The following is a 24,844-nucleotide window of genomic DNA, read 5'->3' on the forward strand; positions in this document are numbered from 1 at the left end:
TAAACCGTCCGCCGCAAGCTTCCGCTACCCGCCGGGGGCCGTCTGCCGTAAGCCGCCGGGGGTCACCCGTCCGCGCGGCCGAAGAGTGGGGCGAGCAGCAGCTGGGCCGCGCCCTCCGCGACCCGCCGGTCGCTGCCGGGGGCGAGCCGGACGGGGACGGTCGTCCCCAGGCTGCCCTCCCGGCGGGCGCGGGCGTCGAGGACGGCGGCGACCCCGCGGACGAAGGTCTCCGGGGCGGCCGCGACCGTGCGGCCGCCGAGCAGCACGAGGTCGATGTCGAGCAGCGCGGCCAGGTTCGCGGCTCCGGCGCCCAGCACCCGCGCCGCCTCGTCCGGGTCCGCGCGGCCCACCGCGGCCAGGCACAGCGCCTCGATGCAGCCCCGGTTGCCGCAGTGGCACGGAGGGCCGTCCAGCTGGATGACCTGGTGCCCGAACTCCCCCGCCCCGGTCCGCGCCCCCCGGTGCACGCTGTCGCCGATCACCAGTCCGGCGCCGAGGCCCGTACCGAGGTGCAGATAGGCGAAGGAGCCGCTTTCGCCGCCGACGGCGAGTCCGAGGGCGGCCGCGTTGCTGTCCTTGTCGACGACGACCGGCACCCCGAGCCGCTCCGCGAGCGCGTCCCGCAGCGGGAAGCCGTCCCACTCCGGAAACCCGGTGACCCGGTGCAGCACACCGTGGATGTGGTCGAGCGGCCCGGGCGCCGCGACGCCGACCCCGAGGACCTCTTCGGGCACCTCCTCGCGCAGCTCGCCGACCAGCTCGGCGGCGGCCCCCAGCACGGCCGCCGCCCCCGCGCCCAGGTCCAGCGCCCCCTGCCGTTCGCCGACGACCGTGCCGTCGAGGTCGACCAGGACGGCACGCAGCTCGTCCCGGTCGAGCTGCAGCCCCACCGCGTGGGCGGCCTCAGGCACCAGGCGCAGCACGGTGGCCGGCTTGCCCCCGGTGGACGCGCGCCGCCCGGCCTGCGCCGCGAGGCCCTCCTCGCGCAGCCGTGCGGTGATCTTGCTGACCGCCTGCGGGGTGAGCCCGGTGCGCTCGGCCAGTTCGAGCCGGCTGATGCCGTCCTCCCCCGCCGTGCGCAGCAGGTCCAGCACCAGCGCGGTGTTGTGACTGCGCACGGCGAGCAGATTCGCGCCGGCCGCGCCCGGTCGTCCGCTTGCGCTTCTCGTCCTGTTCACGCCACTCATTCTCCCTGCCGCTTGCACTTTGGCAACAGCGTTGCCAAAGTGGGAGGCATGACAGCTGCCACTCCCCTCCGCGTCGGCCTCATCGGCTACGGCCTCGCCGGATCCGTCTTCCACGCCCCCCTGATCGCCGCCACCGAGGGCCTCGCCCTGGACACGGTGGTCACCTCGAACCCCGAGCGGCAGGCGCAGGCGAAGGCCGAGTTCCCCGAGGTCCGGACCGTCGCCGCCCCCGACGAGCTGTTCGACCGCGCCGACGACCTCGACCTGGTCGTCATCGCCTCCCCGAACAAGACGCACGTCCCGCTGGCGACGACCGCGCTCAAGGCGGGCCTGCCGGTCGTGGTCGACAAGCCGGTGGCCGGCACCGCGGCCGAGGCGCGCGAACTGGCCGCCCTCGCCGAGGAGCAGGGCCTGCTGCTCTCGGTCTTCCAGAACCGCCGCTGGGACAACGACTTCCTGACCCTGCGCGACCTCCTCGAGCAGGGCGAACTCGGCGACCCCTGGCGCTTCGAGTCCCGCTTCGAGCGCTGGCGCCCGCAGCCCAAGGGCGGCTGGCGCGAGTCCGGCGACCCGGCAGAGATCGGAGGTCTTCTCTACGACCTCGGCAGCCATCTCGTCGACCAGGCCCTGGTCCTGTTCGGACCGGTCACCGAGGTGTACGCCGAGTCGGTCATCCGCCGGTCCGGCGCCGAGACCGACGACGACACCTTCATCGCCCTCACCCACGCGAGCGGTGTCCGCTCCCACCTCTACGCCTCGGCGACGGCGGCCCAGCTCGGCCCGCGCTTCCGGGTGCTGGGCTCGAAGGCGGGTTACGTCAAGTACGGCCTGGACCCGCAGGAGGCGGCACTGCGCGAGGGCGAACGCCCGGGCGCCGGCTGGGGTGTCGAGCCGGAGTCCCTGTACGGCAGGATCGGCGCCGGCGAGTCCCCGGTCACCGGCGGCGGCCGTGCCGTGCCGACCCTGCCCGGCGACTATCCCGCGTACTACGCGGCCGTGGCCGGGGCCCTGCGGGGCAAGGGCCCCAACCCGGTGACCGCGCTGGAGGCGGCCGCCGCCCTGGACGTACTGGAAGCAGCCCGCCGCTCGGCGCGAGACAAGGTGACGGTGACCCTCTGATGCACCACCCACAGATCACCCCCAGGTCCACCCCCGAACTCACCCCGTCGGTGGACGAACTGGAGAAGCAGGAACGCCTCCTGGTCTTCCGGCAGTTCACCTACGACGACGCGTGGGCCCTCGGCTCCCTGCTGGTGGAGATGGCACGGGAGCGCCAGGCCCCGGTGGCCATCGACATCCACCGCGCCGGCCAGCAGCTCTTCCACGCGGCGCTGCCCGGCTCCACCCCGGACAACGACGCCTGGATCACCCGCAAGCGCCGGGTGGTGGAACGCTACGGCTCCGCGTCCTACCTGGTGGGAGCCCGCTTCCGGGCCAAGGGCACGACGTTCGAGGAGTCCTCCCGCCTGGACCCCGACGCGTACGCGGCCCACGGCGGCTCCTTCCCGATCACCGTGGAGAACGTGGGCGTGATCGGCTCGGTGACGGTCTCCGGCCTCCCCCAACTCCAGGACCACCGCTTCGTGGTGGAGGCCCTGGAAAAGTTCCTGGAGCTGTAAACCCCGTCAGCCGTGGCGCCCCGTCAGGGGCGCGGGGAACTGCGCGAGCAACATCCGGCCCGCAGCCGAGCGACCTGCGCAGTTCCCCGGCCTTCCCAGCGAAGCGCCTACGCGTCTTTGAACTCCTGGCGCTGACGACCGAGCCCACCGATCTCCAGCTCCACCACGTCCCCGCCCCGCAGGTACGGCTTCGGCTCGGGCGCCCCCAGCGCAACCCCCGCCGGGGTCCCCGTGTTGATGACGTCCCCGGGGTACAGCACCATGAACTGGCTGACGTACCGCACGACTTCCGCGACCGAGAAGATCTGCTCGCCGGTGGTCCCGTCCTGCTTCAGTTCCCCGTTGACCCAGAGCTTCAGCGACAGTTCCTGCGGATCCCCGACCTCGTCCGCCGTGACCAGCCACGGCCCGAGCGGGTTGAACGTCTCGCAGTTCTTCCCCTTGTCCCAGGTCCCGCCCCGCTCGATCTGGAACTCCCGCTCGGACACGTCGTGCGCGACGGCGTACCCGGCGACGTACGCCAGCGGGTCCTCGTCGTCGGCCAGATAACGGGCCGTACGCCCGATGACGACCGCCAGCTCCACCTCCCAGTCGGTCTTCACGGACCCGCGGGGGACCAGCACCGTGTCGTTCGGCCCCACGACCGTGTCCGCGGCCTTGAAGAAGATCACCGGCTCGGCCGGCGGCTCGGCCCCGGTCTCGCGGGCGTGGTCGTGGTAGTTGAGCCCGATGCACACGATCTTGCCGATCCGCCCCAGCGGCGGCCCGATCCGCAGCCCGTTCGCGTCGAGCGCGGGCAGTTCGCCGGCGTCGGCCGCGGCCCGGACCCGTCCGAGGGCGGCCCCGTCGGCGAGCAGGGCTCCGTCGATGTCGTCGACGATCCCCGACAGGTCCCGCAGGACCCCCTCGGTGTCGAGCAGAGCGGGCCGCTCCGCTCCCGCCGTACCGACTCGCAGCAGCTTCATGGTCGTCACCATCTCCCTTGATAGCGGGCGCCCGGCCGATGGGTGCAGCCATCGGAGGACTGGTCGATCCTCTGAGATGCGGGTGCAGCGGGCAATACCCTGTTCACGTACTGGACCGTACGCCCGCCCTCATCGATACAGCACGGCGCGCTCGACGGCACTCCACGTCGTACTGGTCACCACGTACAGCGCGGCGGCCAGCGGCACCACGGCCACGGTGCACAGCGTGAGGTACGACAGGTACGGCGTGACCTTGCTGACCGCGCCCAGACCCGGCAGCTGCTCGCCTTCCGCTCCGCTCACGACCGCCCCCGCCCCCGCCGCCGCCCGCCTGGTGCGCAGGAAGGTGAAGGTGGCGACGGCGGCGACGAGGACGAACAGCCCCAGGTAGACCGGCCCGGCAGTCCCGAACCCGGTGCCGAGGACGTCGACTCCCCGGCCGCCGAGCGGGGCACCCAGCAACGAGTGGTTCAGCAGACCGTTGTCATGGCCGCCGATCGTGGAGTTGGAGAAGAGGTGGTACAGGAGGAAGAACGCGGGCAGTTGCAGCAGTCCGGGCAGGCAGCCGGACAGCGGGGACACCTTCTCCTCCGCGTGCAGCTCCAGCACGGCCTTCTGCAGCACCTGCTGGTCCTTCCCGTGCTTCTTCCTCAGCTCCGCGATCCTCGGCTGGAGCGCGGCCCGGGCACGCCGGCCACGGGCGGCGGCACGGGACAGGGGATGCACGAGCAGTCGTACGAGCGCGGTGAACAGGACGATCGCGGCGGCGGCCGCGGAGGCGTGGAAGAACGGCTGGAGCAGGTCGGCGAGTTGCTCGACCAGGGCAGCGAAAACGGACATGAGTGGGGAGCCCTCCGGGGGTCTCGTCGTGCCGTGGGTGAAGAGGTGGGACGGCATGACGACCCGCGCGAGGACACCCGGACGGGTGCGAGGGATGTCCTACGCGGTGGTCGCCTGGAGGGCGTGCCCGGGGGCTCGGGGGCGGCTGCGGCCCTTGGCGTCCGGGTCGCGTTGCGGCAGGAAGGCGGTACGCCGGGCCCGGTCGCGTATCGCCGTACGGACCCGGGTGGGCGGCACGGCGGGTGCGGAGCGCGCGGCGCGGAAGGCGGCGACGGCGAGGGCCGAGCCGACCGCGGCGGTCGCGGCGAGGGCGACGGTGGTGAAGAGGCTGCCGGAGTCGAGCAGCAGGAGGTCGAGCAGGAGAAGCAGCAGGACGGCGGCAGGACGGGGCGGCAGCATCCAACGGCTGTTCACGCGCATGCCCGCTCCCCCCTCCCTGTGGTCACTGCCGTCTATACATGATCGGTTTCCAGCGGCTCCAGGAGCCTCTTGGGCTTCAGCAGCGCCCGGCTGACCGGATCCGCCGGGTCGGGGTCGAGCCCCGGTCCCGGCGTAATGAGAACGTCGGCGACGGGCACGACGGTTCCGCAGGCGGGACATTCGCCGTACGAACCGAGTTCGGTGCCGCAGTCCACGTGCCGGAAGTAGCGCAGCCGGCGGTCCATGAGGTGCTCGCGCCCCCAGACGGCGAGGGCGCGCAGGGCGGGCCACAGCTCGGTCCCGCGCTCGGTGATGACGTACTCGTCCCGGGGCGGCGACTCCTGGTAGCGGCGCTTCTCCAGGATGCCCTCCTCGGTGAGCGTCCTGAGGCGGGCCGACAGGACGGCGCGCGGGATGCCGAGGTGGACGAGGAAGTCGTTGTAACGCCGGACGCCGTAGAGCGCGTCGCGGATGACGAGCAGGGTCCAGCGCTCGCCGACGACCTCGAGCGCGCGGGCGATCGAGCACTCCTGCGTCACATAGTCCTTGCCCAGTGCCATGGAGACCACCTTAGTCAGCTCTCCGACCGTAGGTTCAATCATCGAACCTACCGTGTTACGGTACCACCATGGCTGAGTTCAATGAACGAACCCTCACTGGCGTCGAAGCGCCGAGTGCGCGGCGCGAGCCCGCGGCACCCCACCCCGACACGACGCCCCGGGCCCGCGCCACCCTGGCCCTGACCAGCGCGGCCACCGCCGTGAGCCTGATGACGTACACCGCGCCCGTGGTCACCCTCCGCGACACCGCGGCCGACCTGCACACCCCGCTCTCCGCCCAGGCCTGGCTGATCAACGGCACCCCGCTCGGCCTGGCCGCCCTCCTCCTGGTGGCCGGCAGCCTCGCCGACGACTTCGGCCGCCGCCGGATCTTCCTGCTCGGCACGCTGACGCTGGGCATCACCACCGCCCTCGGCGCGCTGACCGACTCCACCTGGCTGTTCACGCTGGCCCGTGTCGCCCAGGGCGCGGCCAGCGCGGCGATCCTGGCGAGCAGCCTCGGCCTGCTGGTGCACGCCTTCCCGAGCCCACGCGGCCGGCTGCACGCGACGGGCGTGTGGGGCGCCTTCGTCAGCGGCGGTATCGCGACGGGCCCGTTGCTGGCAGCCGTACTGCCCAACTGGCGGGCGGCCTACGCCGTCCTGGCCGCGGTGACGCTGCTGGTGGCCGCCCTGTCACCACGGGCGCTCACCGAATCCCGTTCCCCGAGGGGCGGCCGCCCCGACATCCTGGGCGCCCTCACCTTCGGCCTGGCGCTGGTCTCCCTGGTGGCCGCGCTCACCCTGGGCCGTGACGGCTGGCTGCGGTCCGAGGTGGGCCTGCTGTTCCTGGCCGCGGTGGTCCTCATGGCCGTCTTCGTCCTGGTGGAGCGCCGCACCACGACCCCCATGATCGACCTGAGCCTGCTGCGCCGCCCGAGCTTCCTGGCCTCCTCCGCCGGCGGCCTGTTCACGGGCTTCGCGGTGATCGGCCTCTTCAGCTTCCTGCCGGTCCTGTTCCAGCAGGTGCTCGGCCTGACCCCGCTGGACACGGCGTGGCTGTTCCTGCTCTGGTCGGGCCTGTCCTTCATGGTGGCGCTCCAGGCCAAGCGCCTGGCCGGCCGCGTCCCGCCCCGCCGGCAGCTGGCGCTTGGCTTCACCCTCCACGCGGCCGGCGTCCTGACCATGCTGGGCGCCATCGACTCGGGCTCCTGGCAACGCCTGCTGCCCGGCCTGGTCCTGGGCGGCATCGGCAGCGGCCTCCTGAACGCCGCCCTGCCCCTGCTCTCGGTCGAGTCGGTCCCGGTCGCCCGTGCCGCCATGGGCTCCGGCGCCCAGCAGACCTTCCGCTACATCGGCTCCTGCGCGGGCGTCGCCCTGACGATCGCCATCGTGACCTCGTCGACCGGCGGCCCGGGCCACGGCGCGAACATCGCCCTCACGGTGTCGGCGGGACTGGCACTGCTGGCGGCGGGGGCGGTGCTGGGGCTGCGGGAGCGCGAAAACTAGAGGGGTCGGTACGACGAGGCTCGGGGCGTCCTCGTCGACGCCCGCCTAGTCGGACCCCACCGGACCGGAACGGCGGGCACCGAGCCGGGCCCCGGCGGCCCGGAACCGGATCCCGGACTCCTCCCGCCCGAGCAGCACGTCGTACCCGCCCTCCGCCATCGCGGAGACCCGCACCTCCTGGGCCTCCGTGGCCCCCCACCCGGTGACCCGTGGGCCCTCGACTCCCGTGAACACCACGTGGAACGCGAACCCCTCGCCGCCCGCCCTCCGCTCGAACCCGAGGGTCACCGAGTCCTCGCGCTCGTCGAGATGGACGTAGGACAGGGACCAGTCGTAGGCATCGAGGACCTCCCTCCAGTCAGTGCTCATAGAAGGTCCTCTCATCGGTGGCGGGAAGGAAAGTGTGCAGCCGCGAGTCGACCTTGCCGACGAACCGATGAGGCCCGCCGTCGTCCCCGCCGCTCCCGCATCGGAACGCACTCACATGCCGCACCGTCGCCCTCTCGTAGCACTCGAACCGCAGATCCACGCCTTGCCCCAGCACCTCGACCCGCATCCGCCGCAGACCGTCGTCCCCGACCCGCACCATCCGCACGTCCCCGAGAACCGGCGGCGCCCACTCCGCCATCGCCGTCCGCTCCACGGCGAGGAACTCCAACTGGCACTGCACGGTGTCCACATCGCCCCACTCCGCTGGCAGCGTCCGCGGGAACCCCGGCAGATCGACCCTCAACCGCACGGTCGGCCCACGCCAGTTGAGGTTGACGGAACGGATCCGTACACCGGCCAGCGCATCGGGGATCCCCTCCCCGTAGAGGGACCGCAGTGCCTGCGGGTTCACGAGGTGGTCGTCGAGGGCCACGAGGCCACTCCCTTCTCGGAGATCTCGGACAGCGATCTGTGCTGTGCATACGAGGATCCGGCACCGGTCCGCCCACCTGGACGCTCCTGCCGGCACACCTCACTGAAGGCTGACGCGGTGTCCGTGTGCGGGATCCGCCGAGCACCCGAAGAAGAGGAGCGAGCCGCCTCGCCCGACCACCACCCGCTTGGGGGTCCTGGCAGCGGCCCCTTCGAGCGGCCTCCAGCTGCCCCACACCCCTTCCCACTCCGCCGAGCCGATGGCGAGGAGGAGGGGTAAGCACCTCACGCCCCTGGCACGTGTGCCGCGGTCAGACGTCCGTCATGCTGGTACTCGACCAGGAATCCCTCATCCACCACGAACAGCCATACATCGTCGCTCGTATAGAGGATTTCTTCCGCATATTTGGCCGCACACCCCACCGGCATTGCCACGGCGGGCACCCTGATATTGCCCCAGAAAATGACAGCCAGGCCGTCGGCGGGCAGCAAGGAAAGCCAACTGCTCATCAATCGCGCCGCTTCCGGCTCACCGGAGGTGAAAACCTGTTCGGAAAAAGCGGACCGATCCCAGTCGATGCCGGTCCATTCGGAGTGCGGAAACCTGTTCAGGCTCACCGCCTCGAATTTCTCGTTCTCCGCCGCGTCAAGGATCATCAACTGGCTGCGCTCATCCGGTTCCAGACCCCCCATGAGGTCATCCAGGCGGCCCCTGGCACTTCCATATGCCTTGGACGTGACCACTAGGTGTTTCCCTTCAGAATGCGCAGCATGTCGGCCTCGGTTCCGTTCCAGCGGACCGCGTACCGCTGCCCGCCTCTCCCGACGGCCACATTGATGTGCGGCCCCTTTACCGGATCGTAGTCTATTCTGAACTGCTTCCACTCCCCGTTCACGCGGGTTTCGAAACCAACCACACGCCCGAAGGCGGCCGACTTCCCCATTCGCCCCTCATAGGGCTCTCGGGTATGCGGATCGATGTCACCCAGAATTTCCAGCGCCTTGTTTCTGGCCTGTTCATAGGAATCGAAAGGCACTTTCCCCTGAGGGTCCTTGCCCACCGTGATCTCAGGGATTCGTTTCGCCGCATCGTACTCCGGGGCAAGGCCCAGCGGGTCGACCCAGATATGGGGGTTGCCGACATAGCTGACCGGATTGAGCGCCGGCTCGAGTCCGAGCGGGTCAACGCTGAGATACCGGGCGGTCTCGGGATCGTAGTGCCTGAAGTAGTTGTAGTGCAGCCCGGTCTCGGGGTCGTAGTACTGGCCCGGAAACCGCAGGGGCGTGTAGGCGGTGCTGTCCGAGGCCCAGGCCGTGGCGCCCCACAGCGTGCTCCGCGTCCGCCAGGCGATCTCCCCCCGCTCGTCGATGAGTTCACTCGGTGTCCCGACGAGGTCGGTGACGACGGAGAAGAACCGTGAGTCGATCTCGGATTGGGGCGCGTCGGACGAGAAGATGCGCTCGGTCTGGGTTACCGGCTGCAAGCCCTGGTGGTCCCAGGTGAGCGTGACGGCGTTGGGATGGTTCGACGCCGTGCTGGTCTGTTCGCACAGCGTCGTGCCGTCCCAGGTGAAGTCGACGCGTTCGAGGACCGTTTCACCGTCGTCGGCCAGTCGGAGTTTCGCCGTACGACGGCCCAGCGGGTCGTAGGTGTAGCGCCACCGCGTACCGTCCGGGGTGACCACCGAGGTCAGACGGTCCTCCGGGTCCCACTCGTAACGCCAGGTGTCCGGCTTGCGGGAGAGACGGGTTCTCTGCCGCAGGACGACACGGCCGAGGACATCGTGTTCGTAGCGGACGTTCCCCGCGCGGGCGATGCGGGTGCCAACGTACTCACGCCGACCGACCGCCTCGCCTCCCGGGTGGGTTGCCGGCCACGATGCCGAAACCTGGTTGCCCGCCGCGTCGTAAGCGTATGTCTCCGTCCAGTTCGCCGCGCGGACCGCGGTGACCCGTCCCGCCGTTTCGAGGTCGAACCGACGCGGGCCGGCGAGCAGGTCGTCGATGGCGGCCAGAGCACCGTCGGCACGGTACGTGTAGGTCCGTCGCTGGGTCAGGCGACCGTTCCCGGCGGTCACCGACTGGGTGGTCAGGCGTCCCGAGGAATCGTAGGCACGGGCGAGTGAGACCGATTCACCGGCCTGGCAGGCGATTTCACGGCCTGCCAGGTCGTAGCCGAAGTCCAGGATCCTGCCGGACGTCAGGAGCCGAGTCCGGTTGCCGGCCGCGTCGTACGTCCAGGTGCTCCGGGCGCCACCGGGCGTGGTGCGGCCGAGGCGACGGCCGCGCTCGTCGTAGGTGTAAGCCACCGTTCGGCCGTTCACGGTCTCCGAGCGGACCCGCCCCAGGTCGTCTCGGTCCAGGGAAAGCGTCGTGTCCGGATCTGCGGCTCGGAGGAGTTGGCCCGCCGGGTCGTAGGCATAGGTCGTGATCCGCCCCTCGACGTCCTTGCGGGTCACCTGGCCCAGCGCGTCACGCTCGAGCCTGATCGTGTGGCCCAGAGCGTCGGTGCGGCCTCTCAGACGGCCGCCCCGGTCGTACTCATAATTCAGCGTACGGCCGTCGAAGTCGGTCTCGTGGCGCAGGTTGCCGGCCGCGTCGTAGTGATACGTCCAGGTCAGATCCTGCGGGTTGGTGACCTTCACCAATCGCAACTCGGTGTCGTGGGTGAATTCGTGACGGACGCCGTCCGGCCCGGTCCGCGCGGCCAACAGGTCGAAGTACGTGTACTCGAAGTGCGACACGGCACCCACGGCATCAGCGTGACGCGTGCAGTTGCCCTCACCGTCATAGGTCCACGACTCGATGCCCCCGTCGGGTGTGACACGGCGCGTCGGTCTTCCCTCTACGGTCCACTCCAGCCTCGTCACATGTCCTGTCGGATCGACGAAGGCGACGGGCTGGCCCAGTGCGTTCCGTTCGTAGCGGACCGTCGCGCCGAGCGGGTCGGTGATGCGCTCGGGAAGCCCGGCGGCGTTGCAGTGCACCTTCGTGGTGTGACCGAGTGCGTCGACGAACGCGGTGACATGTCCCAGCGCGTTGTATCTGGCCCTGGTCACCGCTCCCGACGGATCACAGACCCGAATGAGATTGCCGCGTTCGTCGTATTCCCTGTGCCATTCCGTCCCGTCCGTCTCGATGATCGACGTCGGCAGTCCGAACTCGTTGTACCCGGCTCGGGTGGCCCGGCCGTCCGGGCGTACGACCGCCGTGACGCGGCCCTGCTCGTCGTAGCCGTAGCGTGTGATGTTGCCCAGGGGATCGGTGGCCGTGACGAGCCGCGAACTGTCGTCCCAGGCCTGTGCCGTGACATTGCCGAGCGGATCCGTCTCGCGCACCAGCCGCAGAGACTCGTTGTGTTCGTAGACGCGGCTGTGACCGAGGGAGTCTGTCACCGTCGTCGTCCGGGTGACGTCGTCGTAGGTCAGGACGGAGGCCAGGGCATCGCCCGCTCCGCCCGTGGCGATCACGCGCCCCTGACCGTCGTACTCGTACCAGTAGGTGTTGCCGTTGCGGTCGGTCCAGGAGGTGATGCGGCCCTCGGCGTCGTAGGTGTACCGCATCGGCAGCCCCGAAGAGTTGGTCTCCTCGACGAGATGACCCCGCTCGTCATAGCGGAAGGTGAGCAGAGGGGTGCCCGGTCGGTCCGGGTGAGCGGGGTCGAGCAGACGCAGTCCGGTGATGCGGGAGCGGGCCGGGTCGTGGTCGAGGGCTATGCGGTAGCCGCCGGAGTGGACGACCGTCACCGGCAGGTCTCCCTGGGAATAGGAGATGGTGATGCGGTTGCCGTTGCGGTCCTGGATGCGCTGAAGGGGCAGGTCGACCGCCGTGTCCTCGGCCGCGGCGACCGGGGAGTGAAAGACGCGGACCAGGCCGCTGTCCGGGTCGGTGACACGGACAGCACCGTCGACTTCGGTGTCCCAGGACAGGGTCAGACGGGAGCCGGGGGTGTCCGGGAGGACCGGCTCGCCGCTCTCCGGATCGGGCGACGGGAAGCACAGACGGGCGCCGTCCGCCGCCGCGAACACGAACCCTTCCTCGTCCGCTTGCACCCGCTCGTCGAGAGTGGAGGCCCAGGACGGTCCGAACCAGCCGCCCCACCGGTAGGACGAGGTATGGGTGCGCTCCAGAACCAGAGGCAGCACACCGGGGATCTGTAGGTCGACCAGGGGAAGCACCATGTCCCCGGTGGCCACGTCCACCGGGTCCCGCACGAACGTCTTGACCATGTTGCGGATCGAAGCGGGCAGCTTGTTGAAGCCCGGGTTCAGCTTCAGCCGCTCGAAGGCCGCGCAGTCCAGCCCCATCGACTTGCTGAGCCTGGCCAGCGCCGCCGGCCCCAGCGCCTTCAGCCCCTTGCCCAGCGCCTTGCCCAGCACCCCGAACCCGACGCCCATCACAGCGCCCTCGGCCAGCAGACCAGCCAGCTTCTCCGGGTCCTTGAACGCCCCCGGATCCTCCAACAGCGTCTGGAACGCCGTGAACTCCATGCCTCCCTTGGCCATCCGGGCCACCTCGGCGACCCCGCGGATCTCCTTGAGCGCCTTCAGCGCCCGCTCCACCCCCCGGATGACCTCCATGACCCCGCGCACGGCGGTACCGAGGGCGGTGCCCTCTTCCTCGATCCGCCCGACGAGCGCCACCACCTTCAGCGCCCGTTCGCCCGCCATCAGGGTGGCGGCCACGTCCGAGGCGCCCGCGGTCAGCACCGACAACGCCAGGCCCGCTATCTCGAACTCGACGATCTCCGCGAGCATCACGCCGATCTCGGACAGCAACTCGTGCGCCTTGTCCGCGAAGTCGTCCAGCGCCTTGGCACCCTCACGCAGCGCGTGCGCCATCTCGGTGGCCTGCTTACGGGCCGCCTTGGAACGCTTGCCGAACGCCTTGGCGGCCTTGCCCTCCCACTCCACACCCCGCAACGCCCGCTCGGCCGCGGTCGCCGCGTCGTCCAGACCCGAGGCCAGGCTCCGCCACTTCTTCGCGATCTCCCGCACCCCGTCCGGGTCCACCGCCGGATCCGAGATGCCCAGGAACTCAAGACCACTGGCGACCGAGTCGCCGAACATGTGGTTGAACTTGTTGATGTAGTGCAAAGGGTTGAGGTCGACCACGCCCGGCTCAGCCCTTCTTTTCCTGGGCCGCGGCCGCGATCAGCACGTCCAGCAGATCGAAGGCGTCGGACACCTCGCCGATCAGCTTCGCCTCCGCGTCCCACTCCTCGCCCAGCTGTTTGGTGAGCTTGGCCAGGGTGGTCATGCCCTGCTCTATCTCGCCCTTCGCCCCCAGCAGCGAGCCCAGCGCCCCCAGTGCGCCTAGGTCATGGGACTGCGCCTCGAACTGCTGCAACGGCTTCGCCGTGTGATGCCCCACGCCCCGCAGCCCCGAGGCCGCCCTGTGCATGGACGCGGCTTCCTTCTTCAGGTCCGACATGCCGCCCACCCCCGTATTCACGCTGTGCACATGCCAACCCAAGAGACTATGGAGAGCGGTTACGCAGAAGGTATGGACAAGCCCAACGGACGGTAAAAATCGACAGGCGCGCGTTACGACCGCGGCCGCACCGACACCAGTTTCCCCCACACCGCCATCCGGTACCGCGAGGTGAACTCGGGCGTGCAGGTGGTGAGGGTGATGTAGTAGCCGGACTCCCGGTACCCGTACGACGGCTTCACGATCGACCGCGGTACAGCCCGGATCACCCCCGAGTCACGGGACGAGGTCTGCGGCAGGATCTGGTCCACGGTGTACGTGTAGGTCGCCGCCTTGGTCTCGACCTCGATGGTGTCCTCGCGCCGGAGCCGTGGGAGGTACCGGAACGGCTCCCCGTGCGTGTTCCGGTGCCCGGCGAGCGCGAAGTTGCCCGCCTGGCCGGGCTGTTGGGTGCCGGGGTAGTGACCGACGTACCCGTGGTTGAGCACGTTCGGCTTGCTGACGCCCTCCGCGACCGGGACACGGAGGCCGAGCCGCGGGATGACGAGGATCGCGTAGGCCTGGGAGGCGACGACCCGGGTGGTGTACGACGTCTGCCGCCGGCCGGCGCCGGAACGGGCGGACGACGACGAGGAGCCGGTCGTACCGGAGTCGCCCATCGCTTCGCCGCCCAGGTCCCCGGACCCGCCGGAGTCCCCCCACTCCCGCTCCAGCGCCTCCACCTTCCGCTCGGCCCCCTGCTTCGCCTCCCGGTTGGTCCACCACAACTGGTGCACGACGAGGAGCATGAGCACCACGCCCACGGTGACGAGGAGTTCGCCCCCGCTCCACAGCACGCGCCGGCGCCGGGCCCGCCACCGCCGGTCGCCGTGCCCCACGACTCGCACCGCGCACGCACCTCCCACCGACCCCAGTCGGTACCGACGCGCGGCCGGTACCGACGCCCAGCCGGTGCCGCACGATAAGGCGAACGCCGCCAAGTCACCAGAGCGGTAGGGGTTCCCGCTTGCAGGGTCTCGCCTCCGATGACATGTCGATCTTCTGTGACCTGCTGGTTCTCTGTTGTCTCCCCGCGACGTCACCCAAGACCAGTCTCAGATCGATGCCATGGCGCACAGATGAGATTCCCGCGCCGCGCCGGTCTGTACGCGTGAGACCGACTCACGGAAGGCTGGCGTCATGCGGAAACTGATCTACGGGATGAACCTGGCCCTGGACGGCTACATCGCCGCGCCCGGCGACGACATCGGCTGGAGCGGACCGCCGAGCGACGAGCTGTTCCAGTTCTGGTCCGACCAGTTGGAGGCGACCGACCTGTCGCTGTACGGGCGCAAGCTGTGGCAGACGATGAGCTCCTACTGGCCGACCGGCGACCAGCAGCCGGGCGCCACCGCGGCGGAGATCGAGTTCGCGCGCCGCTGGCGGGACATGTCGAAGGTGGTGTTCTCCTCGACGATCGACAAGGTCGACTGGAACACCCGCCTGGTCACCGGCGACGCGGTCGCCGAGATCACCCGGCTCAAGGCCGAGGAGGGCGGCCCGATGGACATCGGCGGCGCGACGCTCGCCGGGGCGGCCATGCGGGCCGGGCTGATCGACGAGTACGTGCTGGCCACCGCGCCGGTCCTGGTGGGCGGCGGCACGCCGTTCTTCACCGCGCTGGACAGCTGGGTGAACCTGAACCTGGTGGAGACGCGGACGTTTCCCGGCGGCGTGGTCCTGACCAGGTACGAGACGAGGCGCTGAGCAGCAGCACCCACGCGCTGGTCTCACGGTGGTGTCGTATACGACATCGGTACGACACGGCCCGTGAGATCACGACATCAGCCGTGAGACCCTGCACCGCTCCTCCCCCCTCCCCACGATCACTTCCTCCACGGGTTTTAGAAACCGCTGTCGCAACCCTCGACAACCTCACAAGCCACACCCGATGCTTCGTCATGGCATGCGGGGGGACGAGTCAACGCCGGTCCGGGAACCGGTGCTTGAGCCGCAACGGAGAGGTTGAGAAACAGCCATGATCCGACGCAGAACACTCCTGGCCGCCGCGGGAGGCGGCCTCCTGGGCAGCGCCCTGGCCACCGGCACGGCCCGCGCCGACGCGACCATCGCCGTCAGCCCGTCGACGTCGTACGGCACCTGGGAGGGCTGGGGCACCTCACTGGCCTGGTGGGCGAACGTCTTCGGCGCCCGCGACGACTTCGCCGACATCTTCTTCACCACCAAGTCGACGACGTACAACAGCGCTTCACTCCCCGGCCTCGGCCTGAACATCGCCCGCTACAACCTGGGCGGATGCAGCTGGAACAGCGTGAACGGCGAATCGATGGTCGCCTCCGCGAACATCCCCGCGTTCAAGCAGATCGAGGGCTACTGGCAGGACTGGAACAACGAGGACCCCACCTCCTCGGCCTGGGACTGGACCGCGGACGCCACCCAGCGCGCGATGCTCGTGAAGGCGGTGAACCGCGGCGCGAAGGCCGAACTCTTCGCCAACTCCCCCATGTGGTGGATGTGCTACAACCACAACCCGTCCGGCGCCGCCGACGGCGGCAACAACCTCCAGTCCTGGAACTACCGCCAGCACGCCTCCCACCTGGCCTCGGTGGCGTTGTACGCCAAGAACAACTGGGGCGTGAACTTCGCGACGGTCGAGGCCTTCAACGAGCCCTCGTCCTCCTGGTGGACGGCGACCGGCACCCAGGAGGGCTGCCACATGGACGCCACGGTCCAGTCAGCCGTACTCCCCTACCTGCGAAGCGAGTTGAACACCCGAGGCCTCACCGGCACGAAGATCTCGGCGTCGGACGAGACGAGCTACGACCTGGCCCGCACCACCTGGAGCTCCTTCTCCGCCACCACCAAGGGCTACGTGGACCGCGTGAACGTCCACGGCTACCAGGGCTCGGGCGGCCGCCGCGACCTCCTCTACACGGACGTCGTCACCACGGCCGGCAAGGCCCTCTGGAACTCCGAGACCGGCGACAACGACGGCACCGGCTACACCCTCGCCTTCAACCTCCTCTACGACTTCCGCTGGCTGCACCCCACCGCGTGGGTCTACTGGCAGGTCATGGACCCGTCCTCGAACTGGGCGATGATCGCGTACGACGCGAACACCCTGGCGGCAGGGGCGGTCACCACCAAGTACTACGTCATGGCGCAGTTCAGCCGTCACATCCGCCCCGGGATGAAGATCCTGGACACGGGCGTGAGCAACGCGGTGGCGGCCTACGACAGCTCGGCGAAGCGCCTGGTGATAGTCGCCCTCAACACCGCCACCTCCGCCCAGACCTTCACCTTCAACCTCTCCGGCTTCACCACGGTGACCGGCGGCTCCGGCGGCCTGGTCCCGCGCTGGAACACGGTGACGACAGGCGGCGACCTGTACAAGGCGTACTCGGACACGTACGTCTCAGGAAAGACGGTGGCGGTGTCGGTCCCGGCGAAGGCGGTACAGACCCTGCAGATCGACGGCGTGACGATCTAGAAGCGCCCGGTGCCGGGGGCACGCGGCCCGCCCGCTGTGCCCCCGGCACCGCTACGGCAACCGAACGCGCATCTCCACACTCACCTCGTCCCCCGCCGCCAACCCCTCCGGCTTGCGCACCGCACTCTTGAGCGGCAGCAGATACCCGCCGTCCCGGGGAAACAGTGAGGTCTCGAAGGCCACCCCGCCGACCGTCGCCTCGACGGGAATGACTCCCCACCCGTACGAGGCCATGGCGGCGACGGCCCTGATCTCCTCGGACTCCTCCTCGGGCACGGGCACGAAGTAGTAGGGCGCAGGCCCCCGCCACTCGACAACACGCCCACCGAACGCGAACTCCACGGAACGACTCCCCTCGCAACCGACTGCCCCCCATCTGTATCTCTTCTTTGTCACCGCCGGGCAGTACCGTGTCGTTCATGCGCCCCGACACGCCTGCCGAGAACGTCGACCACTCCGCCGAAGCGGCACGCCTGGAGCGGACCGCCGGCCTGTACCCCGAGGACGCCGAGGCCCTGTTGCTCCAGGCCGCGGCCCACCTGGAACTGTCCGACGCCCGCCCCGCCGCGACCGCGCTCTACGACCGCCTGCTCTCCACCCCGGACACCCTGGAGAACGCACCGCTGGTCCGAGCCCTCAAAGCCTCGAACCTGTGGGAGTACGACCACGAGGCAGAGGCCCGCGCGATCATCGACGGGATCCGCGCAACGGCCCCCCGGGACCCGGCTCCCTGGGTGATCGTGGCGGAGTCCCTCGAATCCCACGACGAACTCGAGGCGGCGCACGACACGTTCACGGAGGCGGCGACCCTTCTCCTCACGGACGTGGCGGAACCCCCCTATGCCACGCACCCGGTGCTGATCGGCCGCCACCGGGTCCGCCGCATGCTGGGCCTCCCCCACGACGACTGGGACGCCCGCGCGGACACCCTCCACTCGTCCTCGATCTCCCTGGACGAACTCCACGACCCGAAGCGTGTCTGGTCCCTCGGCTCCGACAACCCCGCGGAACTGGAAGCGGAGATCTCCCGCCTGCGAGCGGAGCTCGGCACCTACCGCGAGGCCCTCTCCCGCCCCTTCCCGGTAGCGGTCCTGCACTGGCCGGCGCAGGAGCTGACAGAACTCCTCTCCGCCTACCCGGACCTGTCCACGGAGTACCCGTCCCACCCCGAGCACCTGGCGACCATAGAGTCCTCGCTCCGCGAGCTGTCCGCCTCCGGCACGGCGAACCTGGGGATCGTGACGGGGACGGTGCCGTCTTACGAGGCGTTCGCTGCGTCGGAGGGGTCGTCGCCGTCCGACACGACCCTGCTCCCGCAGTACGCGACAACGCTGGCGGCGCGGGGGCGGGCGGTGGCTTGGCCTCCGCAGCGGACGTCGGAGTGCTGGTGCGGGCTGGAGCAGGCGTACGTGGAGTGCCATGGGGGTCCCACCTCCTGAGGCGGCCCCCTCGCCGACGACGTCGGGGACAACTGTCACCGTCACCACCGAGCACTGCGGCGAGGACGAACAGGCCTCTGCATTTCGACGGCGGTGAGGGTCCGCGCGGCCGCTCGTTCCACATTTGTGCGGCTTTGCGCAGGTTCCACCTTTTGGTTACATAGCTCCCTTTATGTCGCCAGAGAGCGTCTCCCGTTCGAAGGGATATTCGTCGGGCGACGCCACCTTGCCGCCGCAGGGGAGCGCGGGGTGCTGGTGCGACCAGGACCAGTCGTACGACGTCCGCCACGGAATCCCGGGGACTGAATCGGCACCGCTTGCCTCGATCCCCCTATTCCTTCACAACTCGCTCACGATAACGTCATATGCAACCAGCTGAACCGGCATGCCCACAGGCGTCCCTGGCATGTCCTAGCCCGCAAGGAACAGCCGCATGCCGCCCTACCAGCCATCTTCGGACTGGCAGTTCGACGTACCCACCAGCGGAAGCAAGCGGCTGCCCCCGGCGGCACGGTCGTTCGAATCACTCTCGCACCAGGGCTACGGCTTCGAGGCGGCCATCGCCGACCTGATCGACAACTCGATCGACGCGGGAGCCCACAACGTCGTCGTGAGCTTCCTGCGGGACACCGGTGAGCGCGGCGGCCGCGACCGCCTCGTCGGCCTGCTGGTCGTCGACGACGGCCGAGGCATGGACGATGCGGGCCTGGACACGGCGATGACCGTCGGCGGGCGCCAGGACTACGCCACCGGCGCCTTGGGGCACTTCGGCGCCGGGCTGAAGGCAGCATCCCTCTCGCACGCCGACGCGCTCACCGTGATCAGCCGGACCAAGCTCAGCCCGTCGGCCGGCCGCCGCTGGCTCACCGCCCGCGCGCAGGCCGACTTCACCTGCGACATCGTCGATGCGACGTACTGCCAGAGCCTGGTCGACCGCTACGACGGGATCATCGGCTGGCACGGCACGATCGTGCGCTGGGATCAGGTCAGGGCGTTCGAGACGATCACCGTCGGCCAGACCGACCGCTACCTCAACGACGCGATCGAGCGGCTGGAGACCCACCTCGGTCTCCACCTCCACCGGTTCCTCGCCCGCGACGGCTTCAACGTCGACATCGTCGTCGAGGACGTCCACACCCGGGAGGAGTTGGACCACCGGGGCGTCGAGCCCATCGACCCCTTCGGCTACCGCGTTCCGGGTCGCGCCGGTTATCCACGCACGTACATCGCGCCCGTCGAGGGCGTCGGGGACGTCACGCTCACAGCGCACATATGGCCGCCCAAATCGCCGCTCGTCGCCTACCGGGGCATCGGCCCGCTCGCCGAGCGTCAGGGCTTCTACGTCTACCGCAACGACCGGCTCGTCCAGGCCGGAGGCTGGAACGACACCCGCAGCCCCGAAGGCCACCTCGCGCTCGCCCGTATCGCCGTGGATCTGCCACCCGAGCCCAACGATGTGTTCGCCCTGACCGTCAAGAAGGACGGCGTCCAGGTCACCCCGGCGTTCGCCCGGGGACTGGAGAAGGCAGTGGCCCCCACCACCCGTCACACCTTCACCGAATACGTCCATGAGGCCGAGGCGACCTACCGCGAAGCCGCCAAGCGGCGTACCGAGGTCAAGCGCATGGCCGTCATCCCGCCAGGCAAGGGCATCGACCCGAAGCTGAAGCGGACGCTGCGGGACGAACTGCCGCAGCTGGAGGGAGATGACCCCATCACCTTCACCTGGGCCAGGCTCGACGTGCCGCCCGGCACAGACTCCGCCGAACTGCTCTTCACGATCGACCACAAGGAGCGCCTGGTCATCCTCAACAAGGACTACCGGCAGGCTTTCAACGGCGGTCGACGTGGCGGTTCCAACGACGCTCCGGTCCTCAAGAGTCTTCTCTATCTGATGCTCAACGAGATCTTCCAGAAAGAGCGGGTCTGGGCCAATCAGACCGACAAGGTCGCCCTGTGGAACAGCGTGCTCGTCACCGCGGCAAGGGCGGAACTCGCTCGCGCCGAGGGGTAGTCCCGCCCCCTCTCCCCTGCATCTTCCCGAACACCAGAGAGGCCACCCAGCCGCCGTGCCGACCGAGAACACACCCGTGCCTGACCACCTCACCGACCTCCACGGCGAGGTCCTCGACGCGATGAGCCGGCGCGGTCCCAAGCACTTCGCCAAGCTCGCCTTCGTGCTCGCCGACACGGACGAGCCGTCGGACGCGGACATGTCCCATTTCCGCGATCACGTCCTGGCCGCGGGCCCCGGCGACGAACTGCTCGCCCTCTGGCGCCGCAAGCTCACCGCATGGGACTTCGAACAGTCCCCCACGTGGTCGGTCACCGCGCCTCGTACCCCGGAGCGCCGCGCCGAGGTCTACGACAAGCTCGCGTTCGGCGCGGATCTACGCAAGGCGCTCGACGCGGCCGTCCCGGTCCACGAAGAACCCGGGCCCGTCACCATCAGCCGTGAGTTCCAGCCCTGGTACACCCGGGAGCAGGCGGCGAACCGCTCCTTCTACTGGACCTCGTACGAGCGGCTGCTGCGCCGCAAGGGCTGGAACGATGCGGCGGTCTCCAGCCTGGACGAAGCCGCCCACGCGGTCGTGGAGCGGCTTGCCGACCCCACCCGTGACGATCCTTACGGCGCGCGCGGGCTTGTCGTCGGCTACGTGCAGTCCGGCAAGACCGCCAACTTCACCGGCGTCACGGCCAAGGCCATCGACGCCGGCTACCGCCTGGTGATCGTCCTGGGCGGCACTCTGAATCTGCTGCGCGGCCAGACCCAGCGCCGCCTCGACATGGAGCTGATCGGCCAGGAGAACATCCTGGGTGCCGCCGATCCGAACGACCCGGACGCCCTGGTCGACATCGACTACCAGGACGACGAGGACTGGCCCGCGAAGTTCGTCTCGTTCGGTGCCCGCCCCTCCGTGCTCGGCGCCTTCGACATCGAACGTCTGACCTCCCGTGACCGTGACTACATGACGCTGGAACGAGGCATCAGCGCCCTGGAGTTCGAGAAGTCGGACCGCACCCGTCCCCTGCACGATCCGGCGAACCTGCACACGGCCCGCGCCCGCGTCATGGTCGTGAAGAAGAACAAGTCGGTACTGGAGAAGCTGGTCAAGGACCTCAAGAAGATAGGCCCGATCCTCGGCGAGATACCGACCCTGATCATCGACGACGAGTCCGACCAGGCCTCGGTGAACACGACCGACCCGAAGAAGTGGGAGGACGGCAAGGTCACCCGCACCGCGATCAACGGCCAGATCAGCAAGCTCCTCACCCTCCTGCCCCGCGCCCAGTACGTGGGCTACACCGCGACTCCCTTCGCCAACGTGTTCATCGACCCGGGCGACGAGGAGGACCTGTTCCCGCGCGACTTCCTGATCTCCCTTCCCCGCCCCGCCGGCTACATGGGCGTTCAGGACTTCCATGACCTGGACTCCGTCGACGGCGAGGAGGGCGAGGCCGAGAGGAAGCATGTCCGGGGCATCTGCGACTACACGGGCGACCCCGTCATGGAGGCGGAGTCCACGGGCGACCGCCTTCAGGAGGCCTTGGACGCCTTCGTCCTCACGGGCGCTCTGAAGCTCTACCGCGAGGGACACGGCGTCCCCTCCGACCCGTTCCGGCACCACACGATGCTCGTGCACGAATCGGTCCGCATGGCCGAACACGCCGCGCTCGCCCTGCGCATCAACACCATGTGGCACAACGCCGCGTACACGGGTCCGGAGGGTCACACCCGCCTGGAGTCCCTCTTCGACAAGGACTTCCACGCTTACGCGGACGGCTCCCTTCCCACTCCCACGACCTACGCGGAGCTCAAGCCGTACGTCTCTCAGGCCCGCCGTCTCATCAACCAGGGCGGCAGCCCCGTCATGGTCATCAACGGCGAGAGCGAGCGCGACTACACCCAGCCCGACCTGGACTTCGACCGCACGCCGAACGTCTGGAAGATCCTCGTCGGCGGCACCAAGTTGTCCCGCGGCTTCACGGTCGAGGGCCTGACGATCACGTACTACCGCCGCACGACGCAGCAGGCTGACACCCTGATGCAGATGGGCCGCTGGTTCGGCTTCCGGCCTGGGTACCGGGACCTGGTGCGGCTGTACATCGGCCGTGAGGAGCAGCTCGGCCGCGGCCGCAACGCCAAGACCGTCGACCTCTACGAGGCCTTCGAGGCGATCTGCCGCGACGAGGAGCTCTTCCGCGCGCAGCTTGCCCGCTACGCCGCCCTGGTGGACGGCCGCCCCCAGGTCACCCCCGCACAGATCCCGCCCCTGGTGGCTCAGCACCTGCCCTGGGTGAAGCCGTCGGCTCGGAACAAGATGTTCAACGCGGAATTGGTGGAGGTGCGGTCGCCGGGCGTCTGGGAGGAGCCCACCGCCTACCCGGAGGACCCCGACGCCCTGAAGCACAACACCGAGTGCTGGGCACCGGTCCTCGGAGCTCTCTTGCATGCTCCCGTCTCGCTCTGCGTGGACGGCGGTACGCCGTACGACGCGCGAGTGGGCACGGTGTCGCACAAGGATCTGCTCACGGTGCTGTGCGACCTGCGCTGGTCCGCCCCGGAGCAGTTCTCGCCCCATCTGGAGTTCCTGCTGGACGCCGGACGGGAACCGGGCACGATCGACGACTGGTGCGTGATCGCTCCGATGCAGACGTCCGCCCGTCGGAACGAGGCGCGCATACTGGGACAAGGCCCCTTCTCCCTCGCGCGCCGCACGCGCCGTCGCGGACCACTGTTCGGCGCGATCCGTGACCCCAAGCACGTCGCGGCGGCGACTCGCCTGGCGGGGGTCCCGAACCTGACCGGAAACGCGGCCGTCGAGCAGAACGTCCGCCCGCGTCGGGGTGCGCTGGTGCTCTACCCCGTGGTGGAATCCGAACCCCGGATCGTGTCCGACGGTTCGGTCGATCCGCGTGACCTGGTCATGGCCTTCGCCTTCGTCGCCCCGCCATCGACGGCGGAGGGCGACCGCCCCTTGGTACGGTTCCGCGCGATCGACTCGACCAGGGCGGAGGCGGCGATCATCGACCGTGACGGCATGCGTTCGTGAGGCAGAACGACAGTGAACAGCATGATCCCCTCCTCGCCCGGCGTCTCGGCCCGCATGAGCAGGCAGCTGAGCAAGGACACCAGTGCCGAACTGGCCGTACGACGACTGCTCCACGCGGCCGGGCTGCGCTACCGCGTGGAGTACCCCGTCCCCGGGATGCCCCGGCGGCGGATCGACGTGGCCTTCACCGGGGTCAAGGTGGCGGTGCTCATCGACGGCTGCTTCTGGCACGGCTGTCCGCTGCACGCCACACAGCCCAAGTCCAACGCGGCCTGGTGGCGGAACAAGCTCGACCGCAACATGGCCCGCGACCGGGAGACCACCGACCACCTCGCGGCCCAGGGTTGGACGGTCCTGCGGTTCTGGGAGCACGTACCGCCCGGCGAGGTGGCCGCCGCGGTACAGGCGGCGGTGGAGCTGGAGAGGCGGGACCAGGTCCGCAGCAGGGGAAGGACGCGGTCGTCGGACCGCTGAAGGACAGCAGTAGGGGGATGGAATGACTGACCGGCTGGGTTTCGTGGACGTCTGCGCTGGTGCGGGCGGCCTCGCGTCGGGGCTGGAGAGCGCGGGCTTCTCGCCGGTGCTCCTGCTCGACAACAAACCCCAGGCGTGCGAGACGCTCCTCGCCAACCGACCGGGCTGGAAGGTCGTCTGCGAGGATCTGATCGACTTCCTCCCCGACGAGCACCCGGAGACCCTGGACGTCGATCTGCTCTCGGCGGGCCTGCCCCGGGTGAAGTCCTCGGCCGCGGTGGGACGGCCGGACAGCGAGCCGGAACTGCGACTGCTCACGGCCACGATCTATCTGGTCCACGCGATCCAGCCGCGCGCCCTGCTGCTGGAGAATCTCCCGGCGCTCGTCGACTCACCCGCCTACGCGGAGGTGCGCCGGTTCGTCGCGGAGGAACTGACCCATCTCGGCTACCGGTTCCGCTGGTTCGTGCTGAACGCCGCGGACTTCGGCGTGCCCCAGGACCGCGAACAAGGTGTCCTGGTGGCGCTCAAGAAGCCCTGGTTCGACGCATTCACCCCGCCGAAACCGACGGTGGGCGAGCACGTCTCGGTCGGCCAGGCGCTGCGCGACTCGATGGCGGCACGGGGTTGGCCGGGGGCCGACGCCTGGGCGGACCAGGCAAGCGCCGTGGCTCCGACCCTCGTCGGCGGCTCGGACAACCGGGGCGGTCCCGACGTCGGCCCGACCGGCACGAAGCGTGCCTGGGCGCGGATGGGGATCAATGGGAACGCCTTCGCCGACGAGGTACCGGGACCGGACTACGTGTGGCCCCGCTCGGACGACGTGGCGCAGATGCCGAAGATCACAGTGGGCCAGGCCGCCGTCGTCCAGGCATTCCCCCCGGAGTGGCTGATCACAGGCCAGAAGACCGCCCGATACCGGCAGATCGGCCATGCCACCCCTCCGCCGGTCGGCAGGGCGCTCGGTGAGGCGATCGCGACCGCGCTGCAGTCCTCGGGCCGGGAGTAGCCGGTG

Annotated in this window: 22 protein-coding genes; 10 read left to right on the top strand and 12 right to left on the bottom strand. The window is 69.6% G+C overall.

The features are described from left to right. Nucleotides 1-62 precede the first annotated feature (62 nt). Nucleotides 63-1,187 carry an ROK family transcriptional regulator gene (locus ACZ4N4_RS06290; RefSeq protein WP_467584983.1) on the bottom strand — a complete coding sequence of 375 codons (1,125 nt, stop codon included), beginning with the start codon at nt 1,185-1,187 and terminating at the stop codon, nt 63-65. 48 nt (nt 1,188-1,235) lie between these two features. On the opposite strand from ACZ4N4_RS06290, the gene ACZ4N4_RS06295 reads away from it, so the two are divergent. Continuing rightward, nucleotides 1,236-2,306, top strand: coding sequence for a Gfo/Idh/MocA family protein (locus ACZ4N4_RS06295; protein WP_467584986.1), 1,071 nt, complete (start codon nt 1,236-1,238; stop codon nt 2,304-2,306). Further along, nucleotides 2,306-2,806, top strand: coding sequence for a heme-degrading domain-containing protein (locus ACZ4N4_RS06300; RefSeq protein ID WP_453571932.1), 501 nt, complete (start codon nt 2,306-2,308; stop codon nt 2,804-2,806). Before ACZ4N4_RS06295 ends, ACZ4N4_RS06300 begins: the two co-directional genes overlap by 1 nt. A gap of 107 nt (nt 2,807-2,913) precedes the next feature. Here ACZ4N4_RS06300 and ACZ4N4_RS06305 read toward each other — a convergent pair whose 3' ends face one another. From ACZ4N4_RS06305 to ACZ4N4_RS06320, 4 genes are all read right to left on the bottom strand, one after another. Beyond that, nucleotides 2,914-3,771 (bottom strand): fumarylacetoacetate hydrolase family protein, encoded by an 858-nt coding sequence (locus ACZ4N4_RS06305; protein WP_467584990.1) that lies wholly within the window; start codon nt 3,769-3,771, stop codon nt 2,914-2,916. A gap of 129 nt (nt 3,772-3,900) precedes the next feature. Continuing rightward, the gene (locus ACZ4N4_RS06310) at nt 3,901-4,611 is read right to left on the bottom strand and encodes a YidC/Oxa1 family membrane protein insertase (RefSeq protein WP_467584993.1); all 711 of its coding nucleotides are present in this window, start codon (nt 4,609-4,611) and stop codon (nt 3,901-3,903) included. 99 nt (nt 4,612-4,710) lie between these two features. Beyond that, nucleotides 4,711-5,031, bottom strand: coding sequence for a DUF6412 domain-containing protein (locus ACZ4N4_RS06315; RefSeq protein WP_467584996.1), 321 nt, complete (start codon nt 5,029-5,031; stop codon nt 4,711-4,713). Nucleotides 5,032-5,063: 32 nt separating this feature from the next. Beyond that, nucleotides 5,064-5,591, bottom strand: coding sequence for a winged helix-turn-helix transcriptional regulator (locus ACZ4N4_RS06320; protein WP_467584999.1), 528 nt, complete (start codon nt 5,589-5,591; stop codon nt 5,064-5,066). Between the two features lie 68 nt (nt 5,592-5,659). On the opposite strand from ACZ4N4_RS06320, the gene ACZ4N4_RS06325 reads away from it, so the two are divergent. After that, a complete protein-coding gene (locus tag ACZ4N4_RS06325; RefSeq protein WP_467585001.1) occupies nt 5,660-7,078 on the top strand; it encodes an MFS transporter in 1,419 nt (472 codons plus the stop codon). A 45-nt stretch (nt 7,079-7,123) separates the two neighbouring features. Here ACZ4N4_RS06325 and ACZ4N4_RS06330 read toward each other — a convergent pair whose 3' ends face one another. The 6 genes from ACZ4N4_RS06330 to ACZ4N4_RS06355 all read right to left on the bottom strand — a co-directional run bounded on the left by ACZ4N4_RS06330 (nt 7,124) and on the right by ACZ4N4_RS06355 (nt 14,250). Continuing rightward, nucleotides 7,124-7,447 (bottom strand): Imm50 family immunity protein, encoded by a 324-nt coding sequence (locus ACZ4N4_RS06330; RefSeq protein ID WP_467585004.1) that lies wholly within the window; start codon nt 7,445-7,447, stop codon nt 7,124-7,126. After that, a complete protein-coding gene (locus ACZ4N4_RS06335) occupies nt 7,437-7,940 on the bottom strand; it encodes an Imm50 family immunity protein (RefSeq protein WP_467585006.1) in 504 nt (167 codons plus the stop codon). Before ACZ4N4_RS06335 ends, ACZ4N4_RS06330 begins: the two co-directional genes overlap by 11 nt. Nucleotides 7,941-8,224: 284 nt before the next feature. Then, the gene (locus tag ACZ4N4_RS06340; RefSeq protein WP_467585009.1) at nt 8,225-8,632 is read right to left on the bottom strand and encodes a CDI toxin immunity protein; all 408 of its coding nucleotides are present in this window, start codon (nt 8,630-8,632) and stop codon (nt 8,225-8,227) included. Nucleotides 8,633-8,682: 50 nt separating this feature from the next. Next, nucleotides 8,683-13,053, bottom strand: coding sequence for an RHS repeat-associated core domain-containing protein (locus ACZ4N4_RS06345; protein ID WP_467585012.1), 4,371 nt, complete (start codon nt 13,051-13,053; stop codon nt 8,683-8,685). 7 nt (nt 13,054-13,060) lie between these two features. After that, entirely contained in the window at nt 13,061-13,372 is a 312-nt protein-coding gene (locus ACZ4N4_RS06350) for a hypothetical protein (RefSeq protein ID WP_467585015.1), read from the bottom strand. 113 nt (nt 13,373-13,485) lie between these two features. Further along, nucleotides 13,486-14,250, bottom strand: a complete 765-nt coding sequence (locus tag ACZ4N4_RS06355; RefSeq protein ID WP_467585350.1) for a class E sortase — start codon at nt 14,248-14,250, stop codon at nt 13,486-13,488. Nucleotides 14,251-14,551: 301 nt separating this feature from the next. Between ACZ4N4_RS06355 and ACZ4N4_RS06360 the strand changes: the two genes are divergently transcribed. Both ACZ4N4_RS06360 and ACZ4N4_RS06365 read left to right on the top strand, forming a co-directional pair. Continuing rightward, a complete protein-coding gene (locus ACZ4N4_RS06360) occupies nt 14,552-15,118 on the top strand; it encodes a dihydrofolate reductase family protein (protein ID WP_467585018.1) in 567 nt (188 codons plus the stop codon). Nucleotides 15,119-15,389: 271 nt separating this feature from the next. After that, entirely contained in the window at nt 15,390-16,862 is a 1,473-nt protein-coding gene (locus ACZ4N4_RS06365) for a glycoside hydrolase (protein WP_467585020.1), read from the top strand. Nucleotides 16,863-16,913: 51 nt separating this feature from the next. Here the strand turns inward: ACZ4N4_RS06365 and ACZ4N4_RS06370 are convergent, their stop codons facing one another. Further along, a complete protein-coding gene (locus ACZ4N4_RS06370; protein WP_467585023.1) occupies nt 16,914-17,204 on the bottom strand; it encodes a DUF1905 domain-containing protein in 291 nt (96 codons plus the stop codon). Between the two features lie 77 nt (nt 17,205-17,281). On the opposite strand from ACZ4N4_RS06370, the gene ACZ4N4_RS06375 reads away from it, so the two are divergent. From ACZ4N4_RS06375 to ACZ4N4_RS06395, 5 genes are all read left to right on the top strand, one after another. Continuing rightward, nucleotides 17,282-18,301, top strand: coding sequence for a hypothetical protein (locus tag ACZ4N4_RS06375; RefSeq protein ID WP_467585025.1), 1,020 nt, complete (start codon nt 17,282-17,284; stop codon nt 18,299-18,301). 433 nt (nt 18,302-18,734) lie between these two features. Further along, nucleotides 18,735-20,315 carry an ATP-binding protein gene (locus ACZ4N4_RS06380; RefSeq protein ID WP_453571891.1) on the top strand — a complete coding sequence of 527 codons (1,581 nt, stop codon included), beginning with the start codon at nt 18,735-18,737 and terminating at the stop codon, nt 20,313-20,315. A 76-nt stretch (nt 20,316-20,391) separates the two neighbouring features. Continuing rightward, entirely contained in the window at nt 20,392-23,355 is a 2,964-nt protein-coding gene (locus ACZ4N4_RS06385; RefSeq protein WP_467585028.1) for a Z1 domain-containing protein, read from the top strand. 54 nt (nt 23,356-23,409) lie between these two features. Beyond that, entirely contained in the window at nt 23,410-23,829 is a 420-nt protein-coding gene (locus ACZ4N4_RS06390) for a very short patch repair endonuclease (RefSeq protein ID WP_453572149.1), read from the top strand. 22 nt (nt 23,830-23,851) lie between these two features. Continuing rightward, nucleotides 23,852-24,838, top strand: coding sequence for a DNA cytosine methyltransferase (locus ACZ4N4_RS06395; RefSeq protein WP_467585031.1), 987 nt, complete (start codon nt 23,852-23,854; stop codon nt 24,836-24,838). Nucleotides 24,839-24,844 lie beyond the last annotated feature (6 nt).

The organism is Streptomyces sp. NPDC026538 (genome assembly GCF_055567535.1).

Coding starts and splice junctions, on each gene's coding strand:
- ACZ4N4_RS06290 (WP_467584983.1), bottom strand. CDS start 1,187: ATGAGTGGCGTGAACAGGACGAGAAGCGCAAGCGGACGACCGGGCGCG.
- ACZ4N4_RS06295 (WP_467584986.1), top strand. CDS start 1,236: ATGACAGCTGCCACTCCCCTCCGCGTCGGCCTCATCGGCTACGGCCTC.
- ACZ4N4_RS06300 (WP_453571932.1), top strand. CDS start 2,306: ATGCACCACCCACAGATCACCCCCAGGTCCACCCCCGAACTCACCCCG.
- ACZ4N4_RS06305 (WP_467584990.1), bottom strand. CDS start 3,771: ATGAAGCTGCTGCGAGTCGGTACGGCGGGAGCGGAGCGGCCCGCTCTG.
- ACZ4N4_RS06310 (WP_467584993.1), bottom strand. CDS start 4,611: ATGTCCGTTTTCGCTGCCCTGGTCGAGCAACTCGCCGACCTGCTCCAG.
- ACZ4N4_RS06315 (WP_467584996.1), bottom strand. CDS start 5,031: ATGCGCGTGAACAGCCGTTGGATGCTGCCGCCCCGTCCTGCCGCCGTC.
- ACZ4N4_RS06320 (WP_467584999.1), bottom strand. CDS start 5,591: ATGGCACTGGGCAAGGACTATGTGACGCAGGAGTGCTCGATCGCCCGC.
- ACZ4N4_RS06325 (WP_467585001.1), top strand. CDS start 5,660: ATGGCTGAGTTCAATGAACGAACCCTCACTGGCGTCGAAGCGCCGAGT.
- ACZ4N4_RS06330 (WP_467585004.1), bottom strand. CDS start 7,447: ATGAGCACTGACTGGAGGGAGGTCCTCGATGCCTACGACTGGTCCCTG.
- ACZ4N4_RS06340 (WP_467585009.1), bottom strand. CDS start 8,632: ATGGGGGGTCTGGAACCGGATGAGCGCAGCCAGTTGATGATCCTTGAC.
- ACZ4N4_RS06350 (WP_467585015.1), bottom strand. CDS start 13,372: ATGTCGGACCTGAAGAAGGAAGCCGCGTCCATGCACAGGGCGGCCTCG.
- ACZ4N4_RS06360 (WP_467585018.1), top strand. CDS start 14,552: ATGCGGAAACTGATCTACGGGATGAACCTGGCCCTGGACGGCTACATC.
- ACZ4N4_RS06365 (WP_467585020.1), top strand. CDS start 15,390: ATGATCCGACGCAGAACACTCCTGGCCGCCGCGGGAGGCGGCCTCCTG.
- ACZ4N4_RS06375 (WP_467585025.1), top strand. CDS start 17,282: ATGCGCCCCGACACGCCTGCCGAGAACGTCGACCACTCCGCCGAAGCG.
- ACZ4N4_RS06380 (WP_453571891.1), top strand. CDS start 18,735: ATGCCGCCCTACCAGCCATCTTCGGACTGGCAGTTCGACGTACCCACC.
- ACZ4N4_RS06390 (WP_453572149.1), top strand. CDS start 23,410: ATGAGCAGGCAGCTGAGCAAGGACACCAGTGCCGAACTGGCCGTACGA.
- ACZ4N4_RS06395 (WP_467585031.1), top strand. CDS start 23,852: ATGACTGACCGGCTGGGTTTCGTGGACGTCTGCGCTGGTGCGGGCGGC.